14 protein-coding genes and 1 pseudogene are annotated in these 19236 nt (G+C 68.4%); 11 read left to right on the forward strand and 4 right to left on the reverse strand.

Annotated features, from left to right (window positions below; genetic code table 11):
• Positions 1-11 precede the first annotated feature (11 nt).
• From CK206_RS10980 to CK206_RS10990, 3 genes are all read left to right on the forward strand, one after another.
• Positions 12-1019 carry an EAL domain-containing protein gene (locus CK206_RS10980; RefSeq protein WP_254050554.1) on the forward strand — a complete coding sequence of 336 codons (1008 nt, stop codon included), beginning with the start codon at positions 12-14 and terminating at the stop codon, positions 1017-1019.
• A gap of 317 nt (positions 1020-1336) precedes the next feature.
• The gene (locus CK206_RS10985) at positions 1337-2365 is read left to right on the forward strand and encodes an NAD(P)-dependent oxidoreductase (RefSeq protein WP_096906426.1); all 1029 of its coding nucleotides are present in this window, start codon (positions 1337-1339) and stop codon (positions 2363-2365) included.
• On the forward strand, positions 2362-3726 hold the full coding sequence (locus CK206_RS10990; protein WP_096906427.1) for a sugar transferase: 1365 nt from the start codon (positions 2362-2364) through the stop codon (positions 3724-3726). The genes CK206_RS10985 and CK206_RS10990 overlap by 4 nt, the downstream gene beginning before the upstream one ends.
• 12 nt (positions 3727-3738) lie before the next feature.
• Here the strand turns inward: CK206_RS10990 and CK206_RS10995 are convergent, their stop codons facing one another.
• Both CK206_RS10995 and CK206_RS11000 read right to left on the reverse strand, forming a co-directional pair.
• The gene (locus CK206_RS10995; protein ID WP_096906428.1) at positions 3739-5922 is read right to left on the reverse strand and encodes an Rv1355c family protein; all 2184 of its coding nucleotides are present in this window, start codon (positions 5920-5922) and stop codon (positions 3739-3741) included.
• The gene (locus CK206_RS11000; RefSeq protein ID WP_254050555.1) at positions 5915-6433 is read right to left on the reverse strand and encodes a hypothetical protein; all 519 of its coding nucleotides are present in this window, start codon (positions 6431-6433) and stop codon (positions 5915-5917) included. The genes CK206_RS10995 and CK206_RS11000 overlap by 8 nt, the downstream gene beginning before the upstream one ends.
• A 628-nt stretch (positions 6434-7061) precedes the next feature.
• On the opposite strand from CK206_RS11000, the pseudogene CK206_RS11005 reads away from it, so the two are divergent.
• Positions 7062-8246: pseudogene (locus CK206_RS11005) on the forward strand (IS110 family transposase); the annotation flags it as partial.
• A gap of 570 nt (positions 8247-8816) precedes the next feature.
• Entirely contained in the window at positions 8817-9494 is a 678-nt protein-coding gene (locus CK206_RS20345; RefSeq protein WP_254050690.1) for a GGDEF domain-containing protein, read from the forward strand.
• Between the two features lie 47 nt (positions 9495-9541).
• On the opposite strand, the gene CK206_RS11015 is transcribed toward CK206_RS20345, so the two are convergent.
• A complete protein-coding gene (locus tag CK206_RS11015) occupies positions 9542-10579 on the reverse strand; it encodes a glycosyltransferase (protein ID WP_159981124.1) in 1038 nt (345 codons plus the stop codon).
• A 368-nt stretch (positions 10580-10947) separates the two neighbouring features.
• Here CK206_RS11015 and CK206_RS11020 point away from each other — a divergent pair, with 368 nt between their 5' ends.
• From CK206_RS11020 to CK206_RS11045, 6 genes are read left to right on the forward strand one after another with little or no spacing between them, the layout of a single operon-like run.
• The gene (locus CK206_RS11020) at positions 10948-12132 is read left to right on the forward strand and encodes an O-antigen ligase (RefSeq protein WP_240341475.1); all 1185 of its coding nucleotides are present in this window, start codon (positions 10948-10950) and stop codon (positions 12130-12132) included.
• A 3-nt stretch (positions 12133-12135) separates the two neighbouring features.
• Positions 12136-13206, forward strand: coding sequence for a glycosyltransferase (locus tag CK206_RS11025; protein WP_096906432.1), 1071 nt, complete (start codon positions 12136-12138; stop codon positions 13204-13206).
• Positions 13203-14255 (forward strand): hypothetical protein, encoded by a 1053-nt coding sequence (locus tag CK206_RS11030; protein ID WP_143337729.1) that lies wholly within the window; start codon positions 13203-13205, stop codon positions 14253-14255. The genes CK206_RS11025 and CK206_RS11030 overlap by 4 nt, the downstream gene beginning before the upstream one ends.
• 12 nt (positions 14256-14267) lie before the next feature.
• Positions 14268-15722 (forward strand): oligosaccharide flippase family protein, encoded by a 1455-nt coding sequence (locus CK206_RS11035; protein WP_096906434.1) that lies wholly within the window; start codon positions 14268-14270, stop codon positions 15720-15722.
• A 23-nt stretch (positions 15723-15745) separates the two neighbouring features.
• The gene (locus tag CK206_RS11040) at positions 15746-16873 is read left to right on the forward strand and encodes a glycosyltransferase family 4 protein (RefSeq protein ID WP_254050556.1); all 1128 of its coding nucleotides are present in this window, start codon (positions 15746-15748) and stop codon (positions 16871-16873) included.
• Positions 16874-16901: 28 nt separating this feature from the next.
• Positions 16902-18005: a glycosyltransferase family 4 protein gene (locus tag CK206_RS11045; RefSeq protein WP_096906436.1), complete on the forward strand. Its 1104-nt coding sequence runs from the start codon at positions 16902-16904 to the stop codon at positions 18003-18005.
• Here the strand turns inward: CK206_RS11045 and CK206_RS11050 are convergent.
• Positions 17998-19224 (reverse strand): putative glycoside hydrolase, encoded by a 1227-nt coding sequence (locus CK206_RS11050; RefSeq protein WP_254050557.1) that lies wholly within the window; start codon positions 19222-19224, stop codon positions 17998-18000. The two genes, CK206_RS11045 and CK206_RS11050, sit on opposite strands and share 8 nt — an antisense overlap.
• Positions 19225-19236 lie beyond the last annotated feature (12 nt).

Raw genomic sequence — 19236 nt, forward strand, 5'->3', positions numbered from 1 at the left:
ACCAGGTTCTGGTGGTGCTGTTCGATGCCGCCGTCGTGGCCGCCGAAGATATGACGGCGGCGACGATCGACCGCCTCAGCCGGCCGGTCAGCGTCGACGGCCGAGAGTTCTTCGTCCAATCCCGGGTTGGGCTCGCCACCGCAGCGAGATTCGGTGATTCAGACCCGAAAATTCTGTCCGAGGCCGCCCTGGGGGCGGCTCACATCGCGATCAATACCGGCGTGCACTGCCATGAGGCCGACAGCGCGCTTCTCTCAGAACTCCGGCGAGAAGTAGAGCTCCGGACCGCGATAGCCAAGGCGGTCGACACAGACTTCGAGATGCACTACCAGCCCATCGTCAGCCTGGATTCGAAAGAGGTGCTGGGCTACGAATCCCTGTTGCGGTGGCGGGCGGGCGACCGGCTTCTCGCGCCGGGCGAGTTCCTCGAGGCGGCGGAGGAGACGTCGCTGATCCTTCCCATCGGCAAGGCGGGGATCTCGGCTGCGTTGAAGCAGCTCGACCGATGGAACGAGTGCACGTCCTCCAAGTCGTTCTTCGTGGCGGTCAACTTCTCCGCCCGACAATTGTCCGATCCCGTACTGCTTCCCCATATCGAACGCCTGTTGGCCGAATTCGAAATCGATCCCTCCGCCATCTGGGTCGAGATCACCGAGCAGGATCTCATCAAGTTCGCCTCGCCCGCGGTCCGGACCATCGAGGCGCTCGCCGAGTTGGGATGCTCGATCTGCGTGGATGATCTCGGCACCGGGTTCGCTGCGTTGCGGTACCTCGCCGACCTGCCGATCAGCGTCGTGAAGATCGATCGATCGCTGATCTCCTCACTCATGGATCAGAAGTCCCTGCGGAGCATAGTCGAGGCCATCTGTGACATCTCGCGTGCCCTGGGGATCGACACCGTGGCGGAGGGGGTCGAGAGCGAGGATCAGCTTCCGCTGCTGAAGGACTTGGGTTTCACCCATGCGCAGGGCTACTACTTCGGCCGACCGGCGGCTGCGCCCGATATCGCTCTCGCCTGACAGGGAGCCCGCGTCGGCGTGGCTCGCCGCCCGGCGGCGCCGTCGCGAAGTCACATCCGTTCACGTTCGCCCGGGAAGCGGGTGGCCGCCGTGTCGACGTTGTGACCAGTCGACGGACCTGCCACTCGAAGTTCGTTTCACGTGGAACGACCATTCAGATCAGGATAAGGTCATCTCGATGGCAATGAGCGTCACGAGGAAGAGACCATCCGGGGAGCGAGCGGCGGAGCACTCGCGTAGCGGGCCCGGGTCACCACCCACCCGCATCCCAGGTACGATGAAGGTCCTCGTCTCGCCCTCACGGGTCGGAGGGTTGAATGCAGGTCATGATCACCTGTAGCCAGGGCTACGTGGGCACCGTGGTCGCCCAGGAACTGTCCGCGGCGGGTCACGAGGTCACCGGCTTCGACAGGGCCTCTTCGCGGGGTGTGTCCTGGGGTCGGGAACGCCGGACCCCCCCGAGACTCGCGTCCAATATCCGTGACGTCACCACCGCGGACCTCACGGGATTCGACGCGGTGATCCATCTGGCTACGTTGTCCCCCCTGCCGGACAACCTTGATGTTTCACGGGTCGCGCATCAGATCAATTATCTCGCTGCGATCCGCCTGGCTAAAGCGCCCAGAGAGGCGGGAGTGGCGCGCCTCATCGTTGCTTCCGCCTGTCTGCCCCACGCCAGGGCGGACCGAACACGGGTGGGCGAATCAGCCCCCGATCATCCGCTCTCCTCGTGCGCCCCGGCCGGCGCCGGGGTCGAGAAGCAGGTGGTAGCACTCGCGGATTCGTCGTTTGTTCCCGTGCTTCTCCGTCTAGCTGACATCTTCGGTGCCTCACCCAAATATCGCTCCGACACGCTTCTCAATCGGATGGTGGGTGTCACCGTGGCCAGGGGCGAGATCTCGGTCGCGGAGAATGGTAATGCCCGGCGGTCGATGGTGCATGTCCTCGATGTCGCTGACGCGCTTCTCCGGTGTCTCGCCGCAACTGCCGAGTTCATACGCGGTACCGTCCTCGACGTCGGAAGTAAAACCACCACCGTCTCGCAGGCCGATATCGCGTCGGCGGTGCGTGACGAGATACCCGGTGCCACTGTGAATTCCACGGGCCCGGTCACGTCAGACCCGGTGGCCTGTCCGACCGACTTCGGGGCTGTTCATCGAATCCTCGGCTTCAGGGCCACAAGGGGAATCGCTGATGGTGTCGCCGAGATACACCGTCTCTACGCGCACGCCGGTGTTCCCGCCGACGACCTCAACTCGAGGTTCTGCCGCGAGAGTCAGCTGCGCCGGATACGCAGCACAGGTGAGATCGACGTCCAGGCCCGGCGAGTGGAGAAGATGCCGTGAGCTCGAACCGCACTGCCGTCATGGCGGAACCGATCGAACGTGTGCGCCTCACGCGGACACGGACCGACTTCGTTCTCTTGGCGCTCGATACTATGGTCCTCGCCGTGGTGATGGCCGCCTTCGTTGGAACCGTACTCGAAGCCGTCGCGGCCACCTTCGCGGTGGCCCTGGCCGTGGAGCTCACGGGGAACTACCGATCGCTCATCACCCTGTCCGTGCTCAATGATGCGCCCAGGCTCGCCGGGAGCGCACTAGTCGGGTCACTGGTGGTGGAGTTCGCGCTCGGGGGCGACGACTCCATACGTGCACTTCTGCTCAAGATCGGCTGCGTGTTCCTGTCGCTGTTCGTCATCCGTGCCCTGTACTACTCGGCGCTTCGTCACCTTCGTCGGCGTTCCGTGGGCGCTCGGCGACGGACCGTCATCGTCGGCGGCGGTCTGGTCGCCTTGGAGTTACTCGAGAGCATTTATCGATTCCCCGAGTTGGGCCTGACGCCGGTGGCAGTCGTCGACTCCGATCCCCTGCTGGGCGCCGATCAGTTGCCGGTCCCCATCCTCGACAGACCTCTCCACGAGGTGGTGAGGGAACTGGACGTGCAGACCGTGATCGTGGCGTTCCGCAATGCGCCGGACTCGTTGCTGGTCTCACCGTTGCGCCAGTGCGACCAGCTGGATTGCGAGATTTTTCTGGTCCCTCGCCTGTTCGAGTTCGTTCACCTCAACTCCGACATGGACCGGATCCACACCATCCCCCTCATCCGGGTACGGCGACACATTCATCGCACCTGGTACTGGCATGCCAAGCGGGTCTTCGACGTGACGGTCGCCGGTACCTCCCTGATACTGCTGGCCCCACTGCTTGCCGTCACCGCGCTGGCCGTGAAGCTGACCAGCCCCGGAGAACCAGTGTTGTTCCGCCAGGTCCGGGTGGGCGGCGACGAACGCGAGTTCCTGCTCTACAAGTTCCGGACGATGCGCCCGGTCGACGCCGAGGCGTCCGACACCGCCTGGCATCCCGAGGACAGGATCAGCCCACTCGGGCGATTCCTCCGCACCACCTCGATCGACGAGCTACCACAACTGTGGAACGTCGTTCGCGGGGACATGTCCCTAGTGGGGCCCAGGCCGGAGCGTCCGCACTTCGTCGAGCAGTTCGCCCAGACCGTGCCGTCCTACGGTGACCGCCACCGGGTGACGGCCGGACTCACCGGGTGGGCCGCCGTAAACGGGCTCCGAGGAGACACGAGCATCACCGACCGGGCTCTCTACGACAACTTCTATATCCAGAACTGGTCGATCTGGCTCGACATCAAGGTCCTGTTGCTCACCGTCCGGGCCGTTGTCGCCAGAACAGGAGCCTGACGCGGTTCGTCTTCAGTCGAGAAGATCCGCCACGCCTCGGCGACGGCTCACCGGTCCGGTGGCCGGGGCGTGGGACAACAAGAGGAGCATCGCGGGGACCTCGCAGTCGATCGGACGGGCGAGCTGTCGGAACTGCTCGGCGAGCTCGCCCAGCTCATCCGCATGGTGCGGGGCCAGAACGGCGTGATCGGTCTGGGACACCGCGTGCAGGAAGATCGGCGTCAATGGGTGCACCGCCAGTCCTGCCGCGGTCGCCCGCACCCACAGGTCCGTTCCGACCCAGCCGGCACGGATATGGGCGCGTGGTGACTGATCAGTCGCGAAGACCACCGCTGCGGCGGACGCCGAGCCCACCCGCGCGGCGACGTCGGCGCCCAGAGCGGAGCCCGCATCCCATTCGCGCAGGCACGCCATCACCTCGGGTCGACGCAGGATGGTCTGCATCGGGACCTGCCCGGGGGCCAGGGCGAGCTCCGACTCGGGGACGCCGGTGGGTTCCGGGTGGCGGGGGTGCCGCGCGACCCAGTCCGCGTGCAGCTGGGGCGTGAGAAAGCGGAGGCGTTCGGCTCCGCCCAGCAGCGCCGCCAACTGCGACCGTTCAGCGGGATCGTCGAGCAGCAGTACACGCGGTGGCGCCTCGTCCCCCGGCGCGTCGGCGGTCGGACGGTCCAGAGCGGCGGCCACCTCCTCGCGGGTGAGCGAGGAGCCGTCGCCCGGGATCCTGCAGGTGTGCCGGGCCAGCAGGGACTCCAGCCCGCCCCGCCCATCGGGTTCCTCGGGCCGAGGGTCCAGCGCGGGAGTCAGGTCGACGACGAGGCGTGGGTCGTCGGACACGCCTCGAAACGTCGCCGTCCCGCGTAGACCGACCGCGCGGGCCGCGGTCGCGGCGGAGAACCACGCAGCCCCGAGTCCGACCGACGTCGAACGGCCCGCCAGGTCGACCGGCGCGCCGGCACCGGCGGCGTCGCGGATCTCGAGGGTTCCGTCCGCTAGGCCGAAGCGCCAGGGCTGCGAGTTGGCGTATGACGGAGCCCGCGAAGCGGCGTAGAGCACGGTCCCGAGCGTATCCTCGTCTCGTGCGACTTCGCGAGGATCCCTCGGGCGGATGGCCGTCTCTCGCGGGGCGACGCCGTCGGCCGTAGGGGTGGCGGGAGCGTCGGTCTCCGGTCGGAGCCCGTCGAGCGCCGTGTCGAGATCCACCCGGATACGGCCGGAGCACAGCGGTTGTCCGCGCACCATCCGCCGGACGGCGGCGGCGACGCTCGCACCGCCCAGTGCCACGTCCCCGCCCGTCTGTGGCCAGGTGGTCAGGGACCGGCCCACTTCCAGAGCTGACGCGGCCATCCTGGCCGTGATCCGGGATCCGTCCAGGATCTCCAGCGCCAGCGGGACTTTCTGCTCGGTGGTCAACGAGGCCAGCGAATCGCGGTCGAGTTCCCCCACGCGTCCGTGGAACAGTGGCCGCCCAGGCTCCAGATCAAACCGTTCCACATCGAGTACCCCGCCGTCGCTGGTCTCCATGAGAACGGGAATGCCCCTGGCTCGAGCCCGATCCCGGATCAGCACCTTCGCGTCGAAGGAATCGCATTCCTCTGCCACCAGGTCCAGACCGTCGAGGAACGAGTCGAAATTGTCCTCGGTGATCCCGTCCGGCTCCACCTCGATCTCGAGGTACGGGTCCAGCTCGGCGATCCTCCGGGCCGCGACCACCGCCTTGTTCACCCCGATGTCGAGGACCGTCGCCGGCACGCGATTGAGGTTGGACAACTCCATCCGGTCGAAGTCGGCGAGTCGTAGCCGTCCGCACAGGCCCTCGAGGGCCAGCGTGTGGGCGACGGCGTGGCCCACGCTCAGGCCCACCACGCCGATACTGAGAGCCCGCGCCCTCACCTGCTCCTCCGAGGTGATCTTGTTACGGTTCCGGTCGAGCCGCAGGCGGTGGAAGCCAGCCGGCGCCAGCACCCTGACCAGGTGTGACCTCCACGGGTAGTACACCCATCGGGTGTCGTGACAGTCGTTGTCGGACGACCCCGCGAGTGCGGCGAGCGCCTCGATCTGGCCCGCCGTGTGATCCACCACGGTCGCGCACATCGAGTTGAGGTACGCGAGACGATCGGCTTGGTCCGGATCGCGTTGGTCGATGATCTCCGCCCGGTGGGGCTCGATGCCGTGTGACACGTCCACTAGGTCAGTCACCGACCGACACCGAGTCCGCGACCGCGGCGGTGTCCCGGAGCATTTTCCGGTACACCTCCGGCTCCGCGTCCAGGTGGAGTCGCGCGCGGTCCCACCACATCAGACTCGTCCGGTACTTGTCGTTCGGGTAGGGCGACGGCGGGATGTGCTCGGCCACGCGTCCGCCGGACATCTCCCATCTCCGCAGCACGTGGTCGGCTGCGGTGGCCAGGATGAACCGCGCCCCCGTGAAGTGCATGGTGGGCAGGGCGGTGCGGGGCAGAAGGGAGGCGACGGCCGCGGCCGTCGAGCCCGGTGCCGTCCACGCCGTCTTCATTTCCACCACGCCTTCCGGCAGACGGCGACCGATCGAGTCGGCGACCAGGTCCAGGCCCGGTTGCCCCGCCCATTCCAACAGCGCGTGCGACTGGTGGTAACTGATATAGGGCCCCTGGGCTCGAACTCCGCCGACCACTGTGCCGGTGTGATCCAGGGCCGCGTAGAACAATGCCGTGGTCTCACCGCCGATCACCTCGTCGTACGATAGGGCCGCCGACACTCCGTGACCCGCATAGGTGGCACGAGCCCCGTTCAAGTACTCTTCCCAGAGGACTGGCGCCGCAGCGGGGGTGGCCAGAACAAGTGTCACACCACCCCGATGCATTACCGGCTGCGAAATTGGTGTCAGTGGACGGGTTGTCGAGAGAAGCGGCGATGCGCTCATGAGGGCTCCTTGGTTGGGCCGGTTAGGCGAGGTGACAAAAGGACCCTGAGGGAATGGGCCTCGCCTGTCATAGTGGGGGTATGACGTACCCGACGTTACTACCGAGGATTTCTGTTGGACAGTGAGTCCAGAAGCCGCTGTCTTATAACATTCGATGTTGTCGGTGATAGCAAGTTGGCGGGACGTTAGCACCGGCGACGCCCGTGATCGTTATTGGACCTCCGGTGGTCGGAGGTCTGGTCGCTCGAGTGGGCATGGCTTTCTTGCCCTGCCATCGATGGTCCGGGGGTGTTGCCACCTACTCGAGAGGCACGCGTTGACCGCCGATAGGGACGCGGCCCGCCTAAGGTCGGCGAGGTCTCTTCGCAGGCGTGGGTGTCGGCATCGGGTGTCAAGATGGTGACCAGCAGGGATACTTCAGAAGGGAAGTATCGCCATGTCCGAGAACTACGCCGTGTACGTGGGACTGGACGTCGGCAAGAGCGCCCATCACGCATGCGCTCTCGCCGAGGACGGCTCCTGCCTCTACGACAAACCCCTGGTTCAAGACGAAGCTGCTCTGAAGGATGTGTTCGTCGGCCTGCAGCAGTACGGGCCGGTCCTGATGATCGTCGACCAGCCCAACACAATCGGCGCCCTTCCCATCGCCGTCGCCCGAGACTGCGGCTGCCAGGTCGCCTACCTACCAGGGCTCGCGATGCGGAAAGCCGCAGATCTGTACCCAGGTCGAGCGAAAACAGACGCCCGGGATGCGTTCATCTTCGCCGACACAGCCCGCACGATGCCGCACACGCTGCGAGCGGTAGACCGCGACAGCGAGGTGCTCTCGGCCTTTAAGATGCTTGCCGGGTTCGACGATGACATCGCCCGCGACTGCACTCGGGCGAAGAACCGGCTGCGCAGTGTCCTGACGCAGATCCACCCGGCGCTCGAGCGGGTGTTCGTCGGTGAGATCCTGGCACGAGCCATCGTGTTGGACCTGTTCATCCACTATGGCGGGCCCACCAAGCTTGCCGCGGCCGGCCGGGCCCGAGTGCTCAAGTGGGCACGGAATCGGTCCCGGAAGGACCCGGTCGAGCTCATCGATCGGATCTTCACGGCGCTGGCCGAACAGACGGTCACTGTGCCCGGAACCGACGCCGCGGAACTGGTCATTCCGCAGCCCGCCGCAAACATCAAAGCCCTACAAGAACAACGCGAGACGATCGCTGGCCAGGTCGAGGGGATGCTCGATGAATTCCCTCTTGCCGAGGTCTTGATCTCGATGCCCGGCATCGGCATTAAGACCGCCTCCAACATCCTGCTCGCAGTAGGCGACTGCAGCGACTTCGCCTCCGCCTCACACCTGGCCGCCTACGCTGGCATCGCACCGGTCACCCGGCGCAGTGGCACCTCCATCAAGGGCGAGTTCCCCGCTCGCAGCGGCAACAAGCGCCTCAAGAACGCCATGTTCCGCAGCGCCTGGATCGCCAGCAACTGCCATGGCCCCTCTCGGGCTAACTACCAGCGCAAACGCGCCGAGGGTAAGAAGCACAACGCCGCCGTGATGTGCCTCGCGCGCCGCCGAAGCAACGTCATCTACGCCATGCTGACCAACCGCGAGTTCTACCGCGAACCCACCTCACCGCCCCAGATGTCGGCCGCCGCTTGGGCTAGCGAAACCGCGGCCAGAGCATTGACAATCCTCATAGGGACGCCTCCGGTCTACACTCGGCCCATGACCGCGGCACTAGGGAAACGATTCGATGCTCGCTCCACAGCCGTATTGGTGAGCACGAGTGGGGCGTTCGTCTTGCCTATCTTCGCATTCGGAAGCCCGGGTTTCATCCGCTCCGGTGCCACGCCGGCTCTGTTCGCGGTATGGATCTATACGACTTTCTCGTTCGCCTTCACCCTGTGCGTCGGTCGCCTGAGCGACCGGCAATTCACGGTGATCGGTTTCGGGGGAATGGTGGGGGTCGCCATCTCCGCCTTCGTGGTGACCGATCCGGCTGCGGCTCCAGCGATCGTCGCACTGTTATCCGCGATTCCGGCCATCGCCGCGATGGCGTCGACCCGCCGGGTGACGCTGCTCTTCGTGCTCGTGGCGATCGTGCTGGCGGTGTCGCACTCGCTCTACTGGTCGACCTCCACCGCCGCCCGGATGGTCGCCGCCGGAGCCTCGATCCTCACCGTATCGGTGCCGGTTTTCATGGTGGCGGTCCTGAGGAGCTCGCTGGAGTCCGCCGTGGAGAAGGTCACCTCCCTCGGCGAGACCGATCCGCTGACCGGCGTCTTGAACCGCCGGGGACTGATAAAGCGACACTCCCAGGTGTTCGATCACTGCCGTCGAAGCGGTTCGGCGATCGGTTTCCTCTTCATCGATATCGACCACTTCAAGACCGTCAACGACAATCGTGGCCACGCCGCGGGCGACAGGGTACTCGTGAAGTCCGCGGACACCATCGCGGCCTCCGCTCCGCCCTCCAGCCTGGTCGGTCGGTTCGGCGGAGAGGAGTTCGTGGTGCTGTGCGGCGTCGACAGCATCGCAGACCTGAGCGCGGCGGCTGCGCGGATCCGCGCCGCTGTCGCGGAGCAGGGACAGGTGACGGTGAGCGTGGGCGCCGTGCTCGCCCGCGTCGAGATGACGTACGAGGGGCTTCCCAACGTCTCGGAGATCATCGACGAGCTCGCCCATCACGCCGACCGCTGTGTGTACTGGGCCAAGGACCACGGTCGCGACCGAGTGGTACTGAGAACCGCCCCCGTCGTCCGGTGGTGCCCCGGCCTGCCTCGGGAATCGCTACCGGTGACGCCGGATCTCTCGGACCCCACGGGTTTCCTGGCTTTCGTGAGCCGTCGAGCGTGCCGGGCATCCACGGTTCAGTGAGGGCCGGGGGTTCCTGACGCGAGTACGGGGAACCGGTCGGGGCGGTGCTATCTTTCGAGTCGCCTGCGCAACAGCGTCGCGCCACGGTGGCGAATCGTCCGGGTGGTGACGGCGATGCGCCGGTTCCAGCGGGAATGGTCACCGCCTCGTCGTCTCATAAGTCGTTTCCAGCGTCGCTGGTTCACGATGCCCGGAAGACACTCCTTCGCGAGGGCCGCGGACTCGGCACCCACCCGTCTCTCGGCTTCCGTCCCGCGGTCGAACGCCTCGTGCGCGTTACGCATCGCGTAGCCGGCGAGAGCGCGTCGGTAGTCTGCCCGCCACCGGTCGATCTCCGGCAGGGGCGGAGCGTCGTGCTCGAGGAAGTGCTCGAACACGTGGGCACGGGATCTCAGGTCGTCGAGGAGCTGGCCCGAGCTCTCCTCGTAGTGCATGTTCGACTCGTGAATCCGGTACAGCGCCTGGTCCGGCCCGTCTATCCGCCCCACGCCGCCGAGGGCCGCGCAGCGCAGCCAGAGCAGCATGTCTGCTCCCGTCGGGAACCCGGTGTCGAACCCCCCGGCGGCCTCGAGAATCGACCGTCTCAGGAGCACCTCCGGGCTCAGGATGACATTGCGACCCATCCTCATGAAGCGACCCAGCCACTCCGTTCCGTCCCATACCGTCCAACGGGTGCGCCCGAGTCGCGGCTCCGGGGGCACGCCCTCGAACGGCCTGCAGTAACCGTAGACAAAGGCGAGGTCGCCGCAGGCCTGCAGCAGGGCCACGGATCGTGTGATGGAACCCGGTGAGAGCAGGTCATCCGCATCCAGCACGGTGACGAACTCTCCGGTGGTCGACGCCAGCGCCTCGTTGTAGTTCTGCAGGTACGGCTTGTTGTACGGCTGAGTGGTCACCCGGATGCGGTCATCGGTGGCCGCGCGCCGCCGAGCGAGGTCGACACTGCCGTCCGTCGACCAGTTGTCCGCGACGATGACCTCCAGGTCGACCCCGGGCTGGGCCAGAGCGCTGTCGATCGCGGCGCCGAGGAACCGGGCGTAGTTGAAGCACGGGATAACGATCGAGACCCGGGAACGAGACGCCACGGGGACTGGGGACGGATGGGCCACCACGGAAATGCTCCCTTCTGTACCGGGTCGCGGGGCGATGGGAGGACCCGATCCGCCGTTGCCGGCGCGGACACTGTCTCAGTCGTTCGATCTCAGACGCTCAATCAATACAACACTTGTCGAAGTTTGTGAAGAATTGTGCACTCCGCGACCTAGTCTGCAATAGTCGCCTGGTACCGCCCGACCCCCGAACGGTCGTTTCGCAGACGCGAGGAGACGATGCCGTGCCGCGTGCGCATCCGGCTCGACCAGCGCGTCCGCGCACGGATCCGGGACCGGCGGTGGTCGATGTCCTCCGGCCCTCGCCGGTAGGCGGACGTCCCGGGGTCGGCGACCCCGGCCGCGTGCGATCTAGGGCGCTCCGAGCCGTTGAGCGGCTGGTCCTCGTGGCGGCGGTGCTGACGGTCGGCACGGGTGCGGTCGAGGGGACCCTGATCGCTGTGCATCCGCAGGCCGCGAAGGTCCCGGCCATCCTGCTCCTGCTCTCCTGGCTGCTGCTCAGGGTGGGGTCGAGAACGCGGGGCAACCTCCACCCCGTCCACGTCCTGCTCGCAGCGCTCACCGCGACGGTCCTGGCCAGCACGGCTCTCAACCTCTCCGGACCGTTCACCCTGCAGTACGCCGTCCGCTGGATCCCCTTTCTCGCGATCACCGCCGTCCTCGTCGATGTTCTCGCCCGCGAGATCAGGGTGCGCACCGTCCTGGTGGCATCGGTGGTGGGAGCGGTGCTCGCCGGCAGCGGTGCGCTGGTCAGCGTCGTGGTGTCGGGCGAGAAACGGGCCACGGGTCCGCTCGAGGATCCCAACGACCTCGCCTACGTCTTGGTCGCCGCCCTGCCGCTGGTCGTCACGGTGGGCAGGAGCGGCCGGTGGTGGGGCCTGGTACGGATCGGGTGTGTCGGCATCCTCGCACTCGGGGCGGCCGCGACGTTCTCGCGCGGCGGTGCGGTCGCGGCGGCTGTGGCCGTGATCTGGCTGCTCGCTCGTGGAGCCATGTCGATGCGCACCCTGATCCTCGCGGGGTCGGCGGTCGTGATCACGGCTGCGGCGACGGCCGCCGTCGCTGCTTCCACACTCGTCGCGGCGCTCGGCGAGAAGCAGTACATCGCCGGCTCCAACGTCGATTCCAGGATGATTCGATGGCAGGCGGCGGCACGGATGCTCGCGGAGAACCCGGTGCTCGGGGTCGGGCCGGGCGGGTTCCGTGAGGAGTACGTCGCCGCGTCCGGCCTCGCCGAGATAGCAGAACAGACCCCTGTGACCCACAACATGTATCTGGAGGTCGCAGCCGAGCTCGGAGGTCTGGGCCTGTTGCTGTTCATCGCGGTGATCGTCACCGCGTTGGTCTCGACCGAGCTCGCGCTACGCGGGGGGGCGGACCGGACCACGGTGGTCGCGGTCCAGGCGAGTCTGCTGGCCGTCATCGTCGCCTCGATCTTCCTGTCCGAGCAGTACTATATCTCCCTATGGTCGGCTGTCGCGGCCGCGTGCGCTCTGCACCTGCGCTATCCGGCTGCGGGGAGGGGGTGAGCGATGCGCGTCGTGCATGTCATCAACGAGATGGGTATCGGAGGGGCCGAGTCCCTGGTGGTCGAGCTCGTGGACCGGGGTGCCCGATTCGGCTGGACCTCGGCGGTCGCCTCGTCCGGGGGGTCGCGAGCGGACGATCTCGCGTCTCGGGGGCACCCGCACTATGAGCTGCCTCTGGTCACCAGGTCGGTACCGTCGGTTCTCCGTGGCCGCCGGGCGGTCAGGGCCGCCCTCGAGGAGTTCCGGCCCGACGCGGTGATCGCCCACAACGTGCTGGCGAGCGTGGTCGTGCGGCTCGCTCGTCCAGGTGTGCCGGTCCTCGCCGTGTTCCACGGCGTCGCGGGAGACGACTACCGGCTGGCAGCGCGCGCGCTGCGGTGCAGCGCCGACCAGATAGTCGCCGTCGCCCAGGTCATCGCCGATCGTCTGAGCGCCGCCGGCGCAGGACGCCCCGTACCGCGGGTGATCCGAAACGCGGTCACCCCGGCCGGGCGAGCGGACCGTCACGCCGCCCGCCTCGGACTGGGCATTCCTCCCGACCAGGCCGTGGCCCTCTGTCTGGCTCGCCTCGAGCCGCAGAAGCGGCACGACGTGCTCATCGACGCCTGGCGGCTGCTCGACGTGGACGCCACTCTCCTCGTGGCCGGCGACGGTTCACTGCGGGCGGAACTGCAGGAGCGGGCCGCCGACCTCGGCGACCGAATACGCTTCCTCGGGCCCCGATCCGACGTCCGGGACCTCCTCGCGGCCACGGATGTCACGGTTCTGACCAGTGACTGGGAGGGCCTGCCCATCTCGGTACTCGAGTCGCTCGCCGCAGGACGTCCGGTCGTCGCGTCGGACGTCGACGGTCTCCGCGAGGTGTTGAGAGCGGGAGGGGGTCGTCTCGTCCCGCGGAACGATCCGCAGCGAACCGCCTCGGCACTGCGCGAGTTGCTTACCGACGTCGCAGCGCGCGATCGCGCAGCGGAGCACGGACTCGCTACCATCGCGAACTCCTACGATCCCGACGACATGATGCGCTCCTACGACGACCTCCTGAGGTCCCTGCTCTCCGGAAGGGATTGCCCATGAACCGACCGACGACACACTGGCTGACCAGGCGGGTGGCGGCGGCGCTCGCGACCGCGCTCATCGTCTTTCTCGCCGTGGCCGCGGCTCTGCTGGTGCGGAGCGATGCGTACGACGCCCGGATCGGCCTGCTGGCCGTGCCCGAGGCGACCCCCTCAACAGCGGAGACCGCGGACTTCGGGGTCGTGGTCGCCAACTCGCTGCCCGCAGTGATCGAGGTGGCTCACAGCGCCTCCGTGCTCACCGCCGCGGCCGAACGTGTGCCGGGCGCCCCGGGGGATCCGACCGAGATCGCCGAGGACGTCACGGTGGAGCTCGTCCCCGCCTCGGGGTTGGCGCGACTCACCGTGCGCGCGGAGAATCCGGAGGTCGCCGCCGGTCTCGCCGTCGAACTCGCGGATGAGCTCGTGCAGGCGGAGCTCCTCTCCCCGACCGCGGGCCTGCGCGTGCTCGACCCGGTGCCCACCGTGAGGCGCGCGTCACCGGACCTGCTGCTGGGGTTCGGCGTCGCCGTCGTCGCCGGGGCGATCGGAGGGGTCGCGGCGCTTGGCGCAGCGACCCTGTGGTGGCCACGACCGGCCCGTCGGCTGCGCCGGCTCCTCGAGGACGCCGGTATCGGTCATCCCGTGGTGATGGTCGCCGACGACGGCTCCGTCGACAGTCTCGAGCAACTGAGATTGTTGCGCGAGACCGTGGCCAGACCCCTGCGTCTCGTCGCGACCGAACCGCAGCTCGCCGACGCGGCGGCACGCCTGGCGGACGAACTCGCCCTGGAGCCCGCGCCGGTCACCGACAAGCGCCGGATTGCCGTGGGACTCGTTACCCGCAGCTCGGCGGACTCCGCGGCCCTCCGGGCTGCTATCGGCAGCCTGCCGGATCACCGCGAGATCGTCGCCGTCATCCTCTCGGACGAGCACGCGGACCCGGAGGAGACGCGAGACGATGGCGAGCCGGACGAGTCGGCCGCGACGGTCCCGACCGACCCGGGGGGCGACCTCTCGACGTCTGACGGGCCGGTGGCGGGGGAATCGGCCTCCGCTACCGCTCGCTGAGTCGGGGCGGCCATGTCGGAGACGACCGCGACCGACTCGCTGGCGGCCAGGGCTGCGCGGGGCTCACTCTGGCTGGGGCTGGTCAACGTCGCCAGCAAGGGCAGCCAGATGGTGGTCACAATCGTCCTCGCCCTGTTCCTCACCGAGGCCGACCTCGGCCTCGTCACGGTCGCGGTGTCCCTGGTCAACATCGGTCAGGTCATCCAGATGATGGGCGTTTACGACGTCATCGCCCGTACCAGCCGCGACGAAAATTTGATGGCGGGCACCGTCCTCGTCATGTCGGTGTCGGCCGGGCTGGCCATGGCCGTCGGCGGAGTGGCGTTGTGCGTCCCCATCGCGCATCTCGTCGGTGCCCCCGCGTCCGCCCCGCTGATTGCGATAGTGGCGGTGGGTCTGCCGTTCACCGCGGTCGGCGGTGTGCAGATGGCGCTGATGCACCGCACTCTCGACTTCCGGCGGCGGATGCTCCCGGACGCCGGCAGCGCCCTGCTCGGCGCGGCCGTCACCGTCGGACTCGCGGCGGCGGGAGCCGGGCCCTACTCGCTCGCTGTCGGGATGCTCGTCACCGCGGTCCTCCAGCCGGTGTTCGGGTACGTGGTGGGCAGCCGGTTGAGGCTCCGGTGGGACACCGCCGTGGCCCGCGAGGCGATCGGATGGATCAAGCTGGTCGGCCCGGCCGCCGTGGTCTCGTACGTGCTGGTCAGCATCGATTACCCGATCATCTCACGGATTCTCGGCCCGGACGCCGTCGGGGTCTATTCGCTGGCCTTCCGGATCGCCTGGGTGCCGTACATCATGGTGGCCGTCGTGCTCGGAGCCGTCGCGTTCCCCGTCTTCTCCACCCTGATCCGGGCTGACCGTCGCCACGAGCTCGCGGCCGCCACCGGCCGGTTCACCCACGCGAGCCTGCTGATCGTCGCGGGCCCGTACGTGCTCGCCGCCCTCCTGGCGGACAGCATCGTCCTCCTCGGCGAGCAGTGGTCGGCGTCGTCACCGGTCCTGATCGTGCTCTGCGGTTACGGCGCGATATTCAGCGTCCTGGTGATCTGGTACGAGGCGCTCCGGGCCGTCGGCTGGCTCCGCCTGTACCTGCTGTTGGAGGTGTCACACCTGATCATCGGTGCGACCCTTCTCCTCACCCTCACCGGGCGGGGCGTGACCGCAGCGGCCTGGGCGCAACTGATGGCGGCGGGCGTGCTGCTCGTTCCCGCACACCTCGTGATGCGTCGTGCCGGGGTGGCGCCGAGGATGGTCGACGTGGGCCGCGCCGTGCTCGGTGTGTCGATCCCCGTGCTCGGGTGCGTCGCGGCCGCCGCGGGACTGCGGGCCGCGGGAGTGGGTCTGACCGTCTCCTGGGCGTCGACCGCGGTCCAGACGATCGTTCTGATCGTGGTGTTCTGCACACTCGCGTGGGCGGCCAACCGCGCCGTCCTGGGGGATCTCAGACGGCTCCGCCGCGGGTAGATCGATCTTGAAAGGGGAAACAGGTGACACAAGGTACGTCGACGAGCCGCCCGGCGGTGGTGCATGTCTCGCAACCGGTGGACGGCGGGGTGGCCGCCGTCGTCGAGGCCCTCGCCACCGACCAGGCGGCCCGTGGCTGGGACGTGCACGTAGCCACCGGGTCGGCCGGCCGGCTGCCGGAGCGCCTCGTCGATCGCCCGGTGTCGGTGCACCGCTGGGAGGCCACCCGGTCGCCCGGGCGGAGCACCCCGGGCGAGATCGTCCGGCTGGCGACACTCCTGCGCACTGTCCGTCCCGATGTGGTCCACCTGCACAGCTCGAAGGCGGGATTGGCCGGGCGGCTCGCGGTCCGTGGGCGCGCGGTCCCCACCATCTTCCAGCCCCACCTGTGGTCCTTCGAGGCCGACGACGGGGCCGCCGCCCGGCCCGCGCTGCTCTGGGAGAGACTGGCCGCCCGGTGGGCTGACGCCATCGTGTGCGTGAGCTCGGATGAGTGCCTCCAGGGCGTCCGCGCCGGGATCGACGGGCGGCTCGTCGTCGTCCCCAACGGTGTCGACACCGACCGCATCCGTCCCGGCGACCGCGACCTCGCCCGCCGCGAGGTGGGGATACCGGACGGCCCGCTCGCGGTGTGCGTGGCGCGCCTGTCGCCGCTCAAGGGACACGACTACCTGCTGCGCGCCTGGCCCGCGGTGCTGCGCGACGTGCCCGGTGCGCGACTGGCGATCGTCGGCGCCGGGCCGTTGCGTGAGGAGCTGTTCGCCGAGCATCCGATCGCGTCGGACCCGTCGGTGCTCTGGATCGGTGACAGTCCGAACCCCTGCCTCTACATGTGTGCTGCAGACGTCGTCGTCGCGCCGTCCCGGGCCGAGGGCATGGCGCTGGTGCCCCTCGAGGCGATGGCCAGCGGGCGAGCGCTCGTCGCGTTCGCCGGTGGCGGCATGCGCGAGAGCATCGGCGATGCGGGCGCGGTCCTCGACGTCGGCGACCTCGCGGGACTCGCCAGGGGGATCACCGCCCGCCTCAGAGACGGGGAACTCGCGGCGCGGGAGGGTCGTCTCGGGAGAGCTCGAGCGGTGTCCCGGTTCGACACGCGCCGGGTCGCCGACGACATGGCCGCACTGGTGACCGAACTGGTCGGTCGACGGTGAGTCGGCGCGCGACGAGGAGGGGACGCTCATGGCACGTATCGCCTACCTGCTGACACAGGACCGTGGTGGACCCGTCGACGTGACCACCCGACTCGCCCTCGCGGTCGCCGACCTCGGTGGTCACACGGTCGGCGTCTTCGGTCCCCCGCCCGCCCGTGGCGGCGAGGCCGTCCGCGAGATCCACCACCCGATCGATGTGCCCCGCAAGGGAGACCTGCGCGCGCGGAGCCGGGCCAGGGCAGCCCTCCGGCGCTGGCGACCGACCATCGTGCACGCCCAGGACCGTCGCGCCGGACTGGTCGCCGCGGGTATGCACTGGATCCCCGGCGGTCCCCGGGCGGTACTGCAGACCTACCACGGCGTACCGGACGACGTGACGCAGCCGTGGTTCCGTGGTGAGCGGGGTGCGATCGGACCGTCCCGGTACACGCGCGCCGTCCTCGCCGGAGACGCCGCCACCGCCGCCGCGTCGACCCGCACGGTCGTCCCCGCCACCGCGATGGCCGACTTTCTCCATCGCCGGCTACGGATCCCTCTCGGTCAGATCGTCCATCTGGACAACGGGGTCGTTCTGCCCGAGGCCGCGCCACCGGTCGGGCCGGTCCGTCGCCTGCTCTTCGTTGGGCTGCTCGTGGAGCGCAAGGGGCTCGTCGATCTGCTCACCGCGCTGCAGCGCCCCGGTGTGCTCCGAGACGGGGTCACCCTCACCGTCGCCGGAGACGGCCCGTCCCGACCCGAGGCCGAGCGGCTCGCAGCGCACCCCGTCCTGGCCGGCCGGGTCGAGTTCCTCGGCTACCGGACCGACGTGCCCGAACTCCTCGCCGCTCACGACGCACTCGTCCTGCCCTCACGGATGGAGCAGCAGCCGCTGGTGGTGGCCGAGGCGATGGGCGCCGGCAAGCCGGTTCTCGCCACCGACACGGGGGGCGTCGCCGAGATGCTCGATGTAACCGGCTACCCCTATCTCGCGCGACCGGGCGACGTCGAGGCACTCGAGGTCGCGCTCGTGCGACTGCTCACCGATCCCGAGCCGGGGCGCCTCGGACGTTCGTTGGCCGACCGGGCGCGACGCCTGTACGCGGTCGAGCGGTCCGCGGCCGCCCACCTCGGGTTCTACGAGACGCTCATCTGATCACCACGAGGCTCTCGCCGGGTTCGAGCAGACCCTCGTCCACACGGTCACGGAACTCGTCCGGCACCACCACGGGGGCGGCCCGTCCCGTCGGGTTGAGCGCGACCCAGCCGCCAGTAAACCTCCTGGTCCACACGCCGTCCACCGACCGTCCGGCGGTCTCCACGGCCTGCCCGAGGCCGGCGTCGAGCCAGGGGTTGTCGGGCAGTGACCGATAGGACGGATCGCCCGTGGCCATCCAGCAGGTCCGCGGGCCCGCCAACAGTGCGGCGGCCGCGAACCCGGACTGCTGCTCCCGCCGACCGGCTTCGTTGGTGATGAGCAGCAGCCAACGGTCCCCGGCCGCCGCCGAGGCCATCATCTCCTCCCACTGGTGGCCGTCGAAGGTGATGAGTGACCCGTCGTCGGACTTTCGTGCGAAGAACTCGTCCAACCCGCCGCCGAAGCGACTGTTGGAAAGCCACATGCCGTCGAACATGCGCGAGTCCGCGGTGTTCGGAACGAGCAGCTTCCCGGCGTCGTTGAGCGCGGTGCCGGCCACGGGGAGCATCTCGTCGATGCCGGTGCGCACACGTTCATCGGTCTCCGCCTGTGACGACGTCCCTTCCACCACCTGGTCCGTGTAGTACGACAACGTGTTCAGCGCGTTGTCGGCGAGGACACCGTCCCAGCCCTCGGCCGTGACCTCCGCGACCACGGCGTCGGTCCAGGCGCGCTGGTACGCCTCGTCCCAGACCGTCATCTGCCAGTGACCCGGAAACGGGTCCCACTCGATCCGGCGACCCGAGGAGTCCCGGGCGAACCACTCGGGGTTCTCCGTCTCGGCGCGGCCGAAACCTATCCCCGTCGCGAGCTTCTCGGCGTCGGATCCGTCGTCGTAGGCGCCGCTGTAACTGCGGGTACTCGACAGGTCCTTGTACACCAGGACGACGACGTCGGGGTCGATCTCCTTGAGTTCACGCAGCCGATCGGTTTCCCACGCGTTGAGCACCACCACATCGTGATCCGCCCGGATCTCCGCGTCGGTGGGTGAGTCGCCGATCCCGTACCAGAATCTGCACACGGATCGCTCGGTACCGTCATCGGCCACCGCCACCGACTCCACCTCGGTGTGGCGATCGTCGGCCTGCTGTCGGCCCGCACCCTGCGGACCGCCGCCGGTCGCGCACGCGGAGGAGACGACAGCGGCGATAAGCAGCGGGGCGAGCACGGAGGCCACCCGGTTGAGCGT

This window comes from Dietzia sp. WMMA184 (assembly GCF_002441635.1).
Classification (GTDB): domain Bacteria; phylum Actinomycetota; class Actinomycetes; order Mycobacteriales; family Mycobacteriaceae; genus Dietzia; species Dietzia kunjamensis.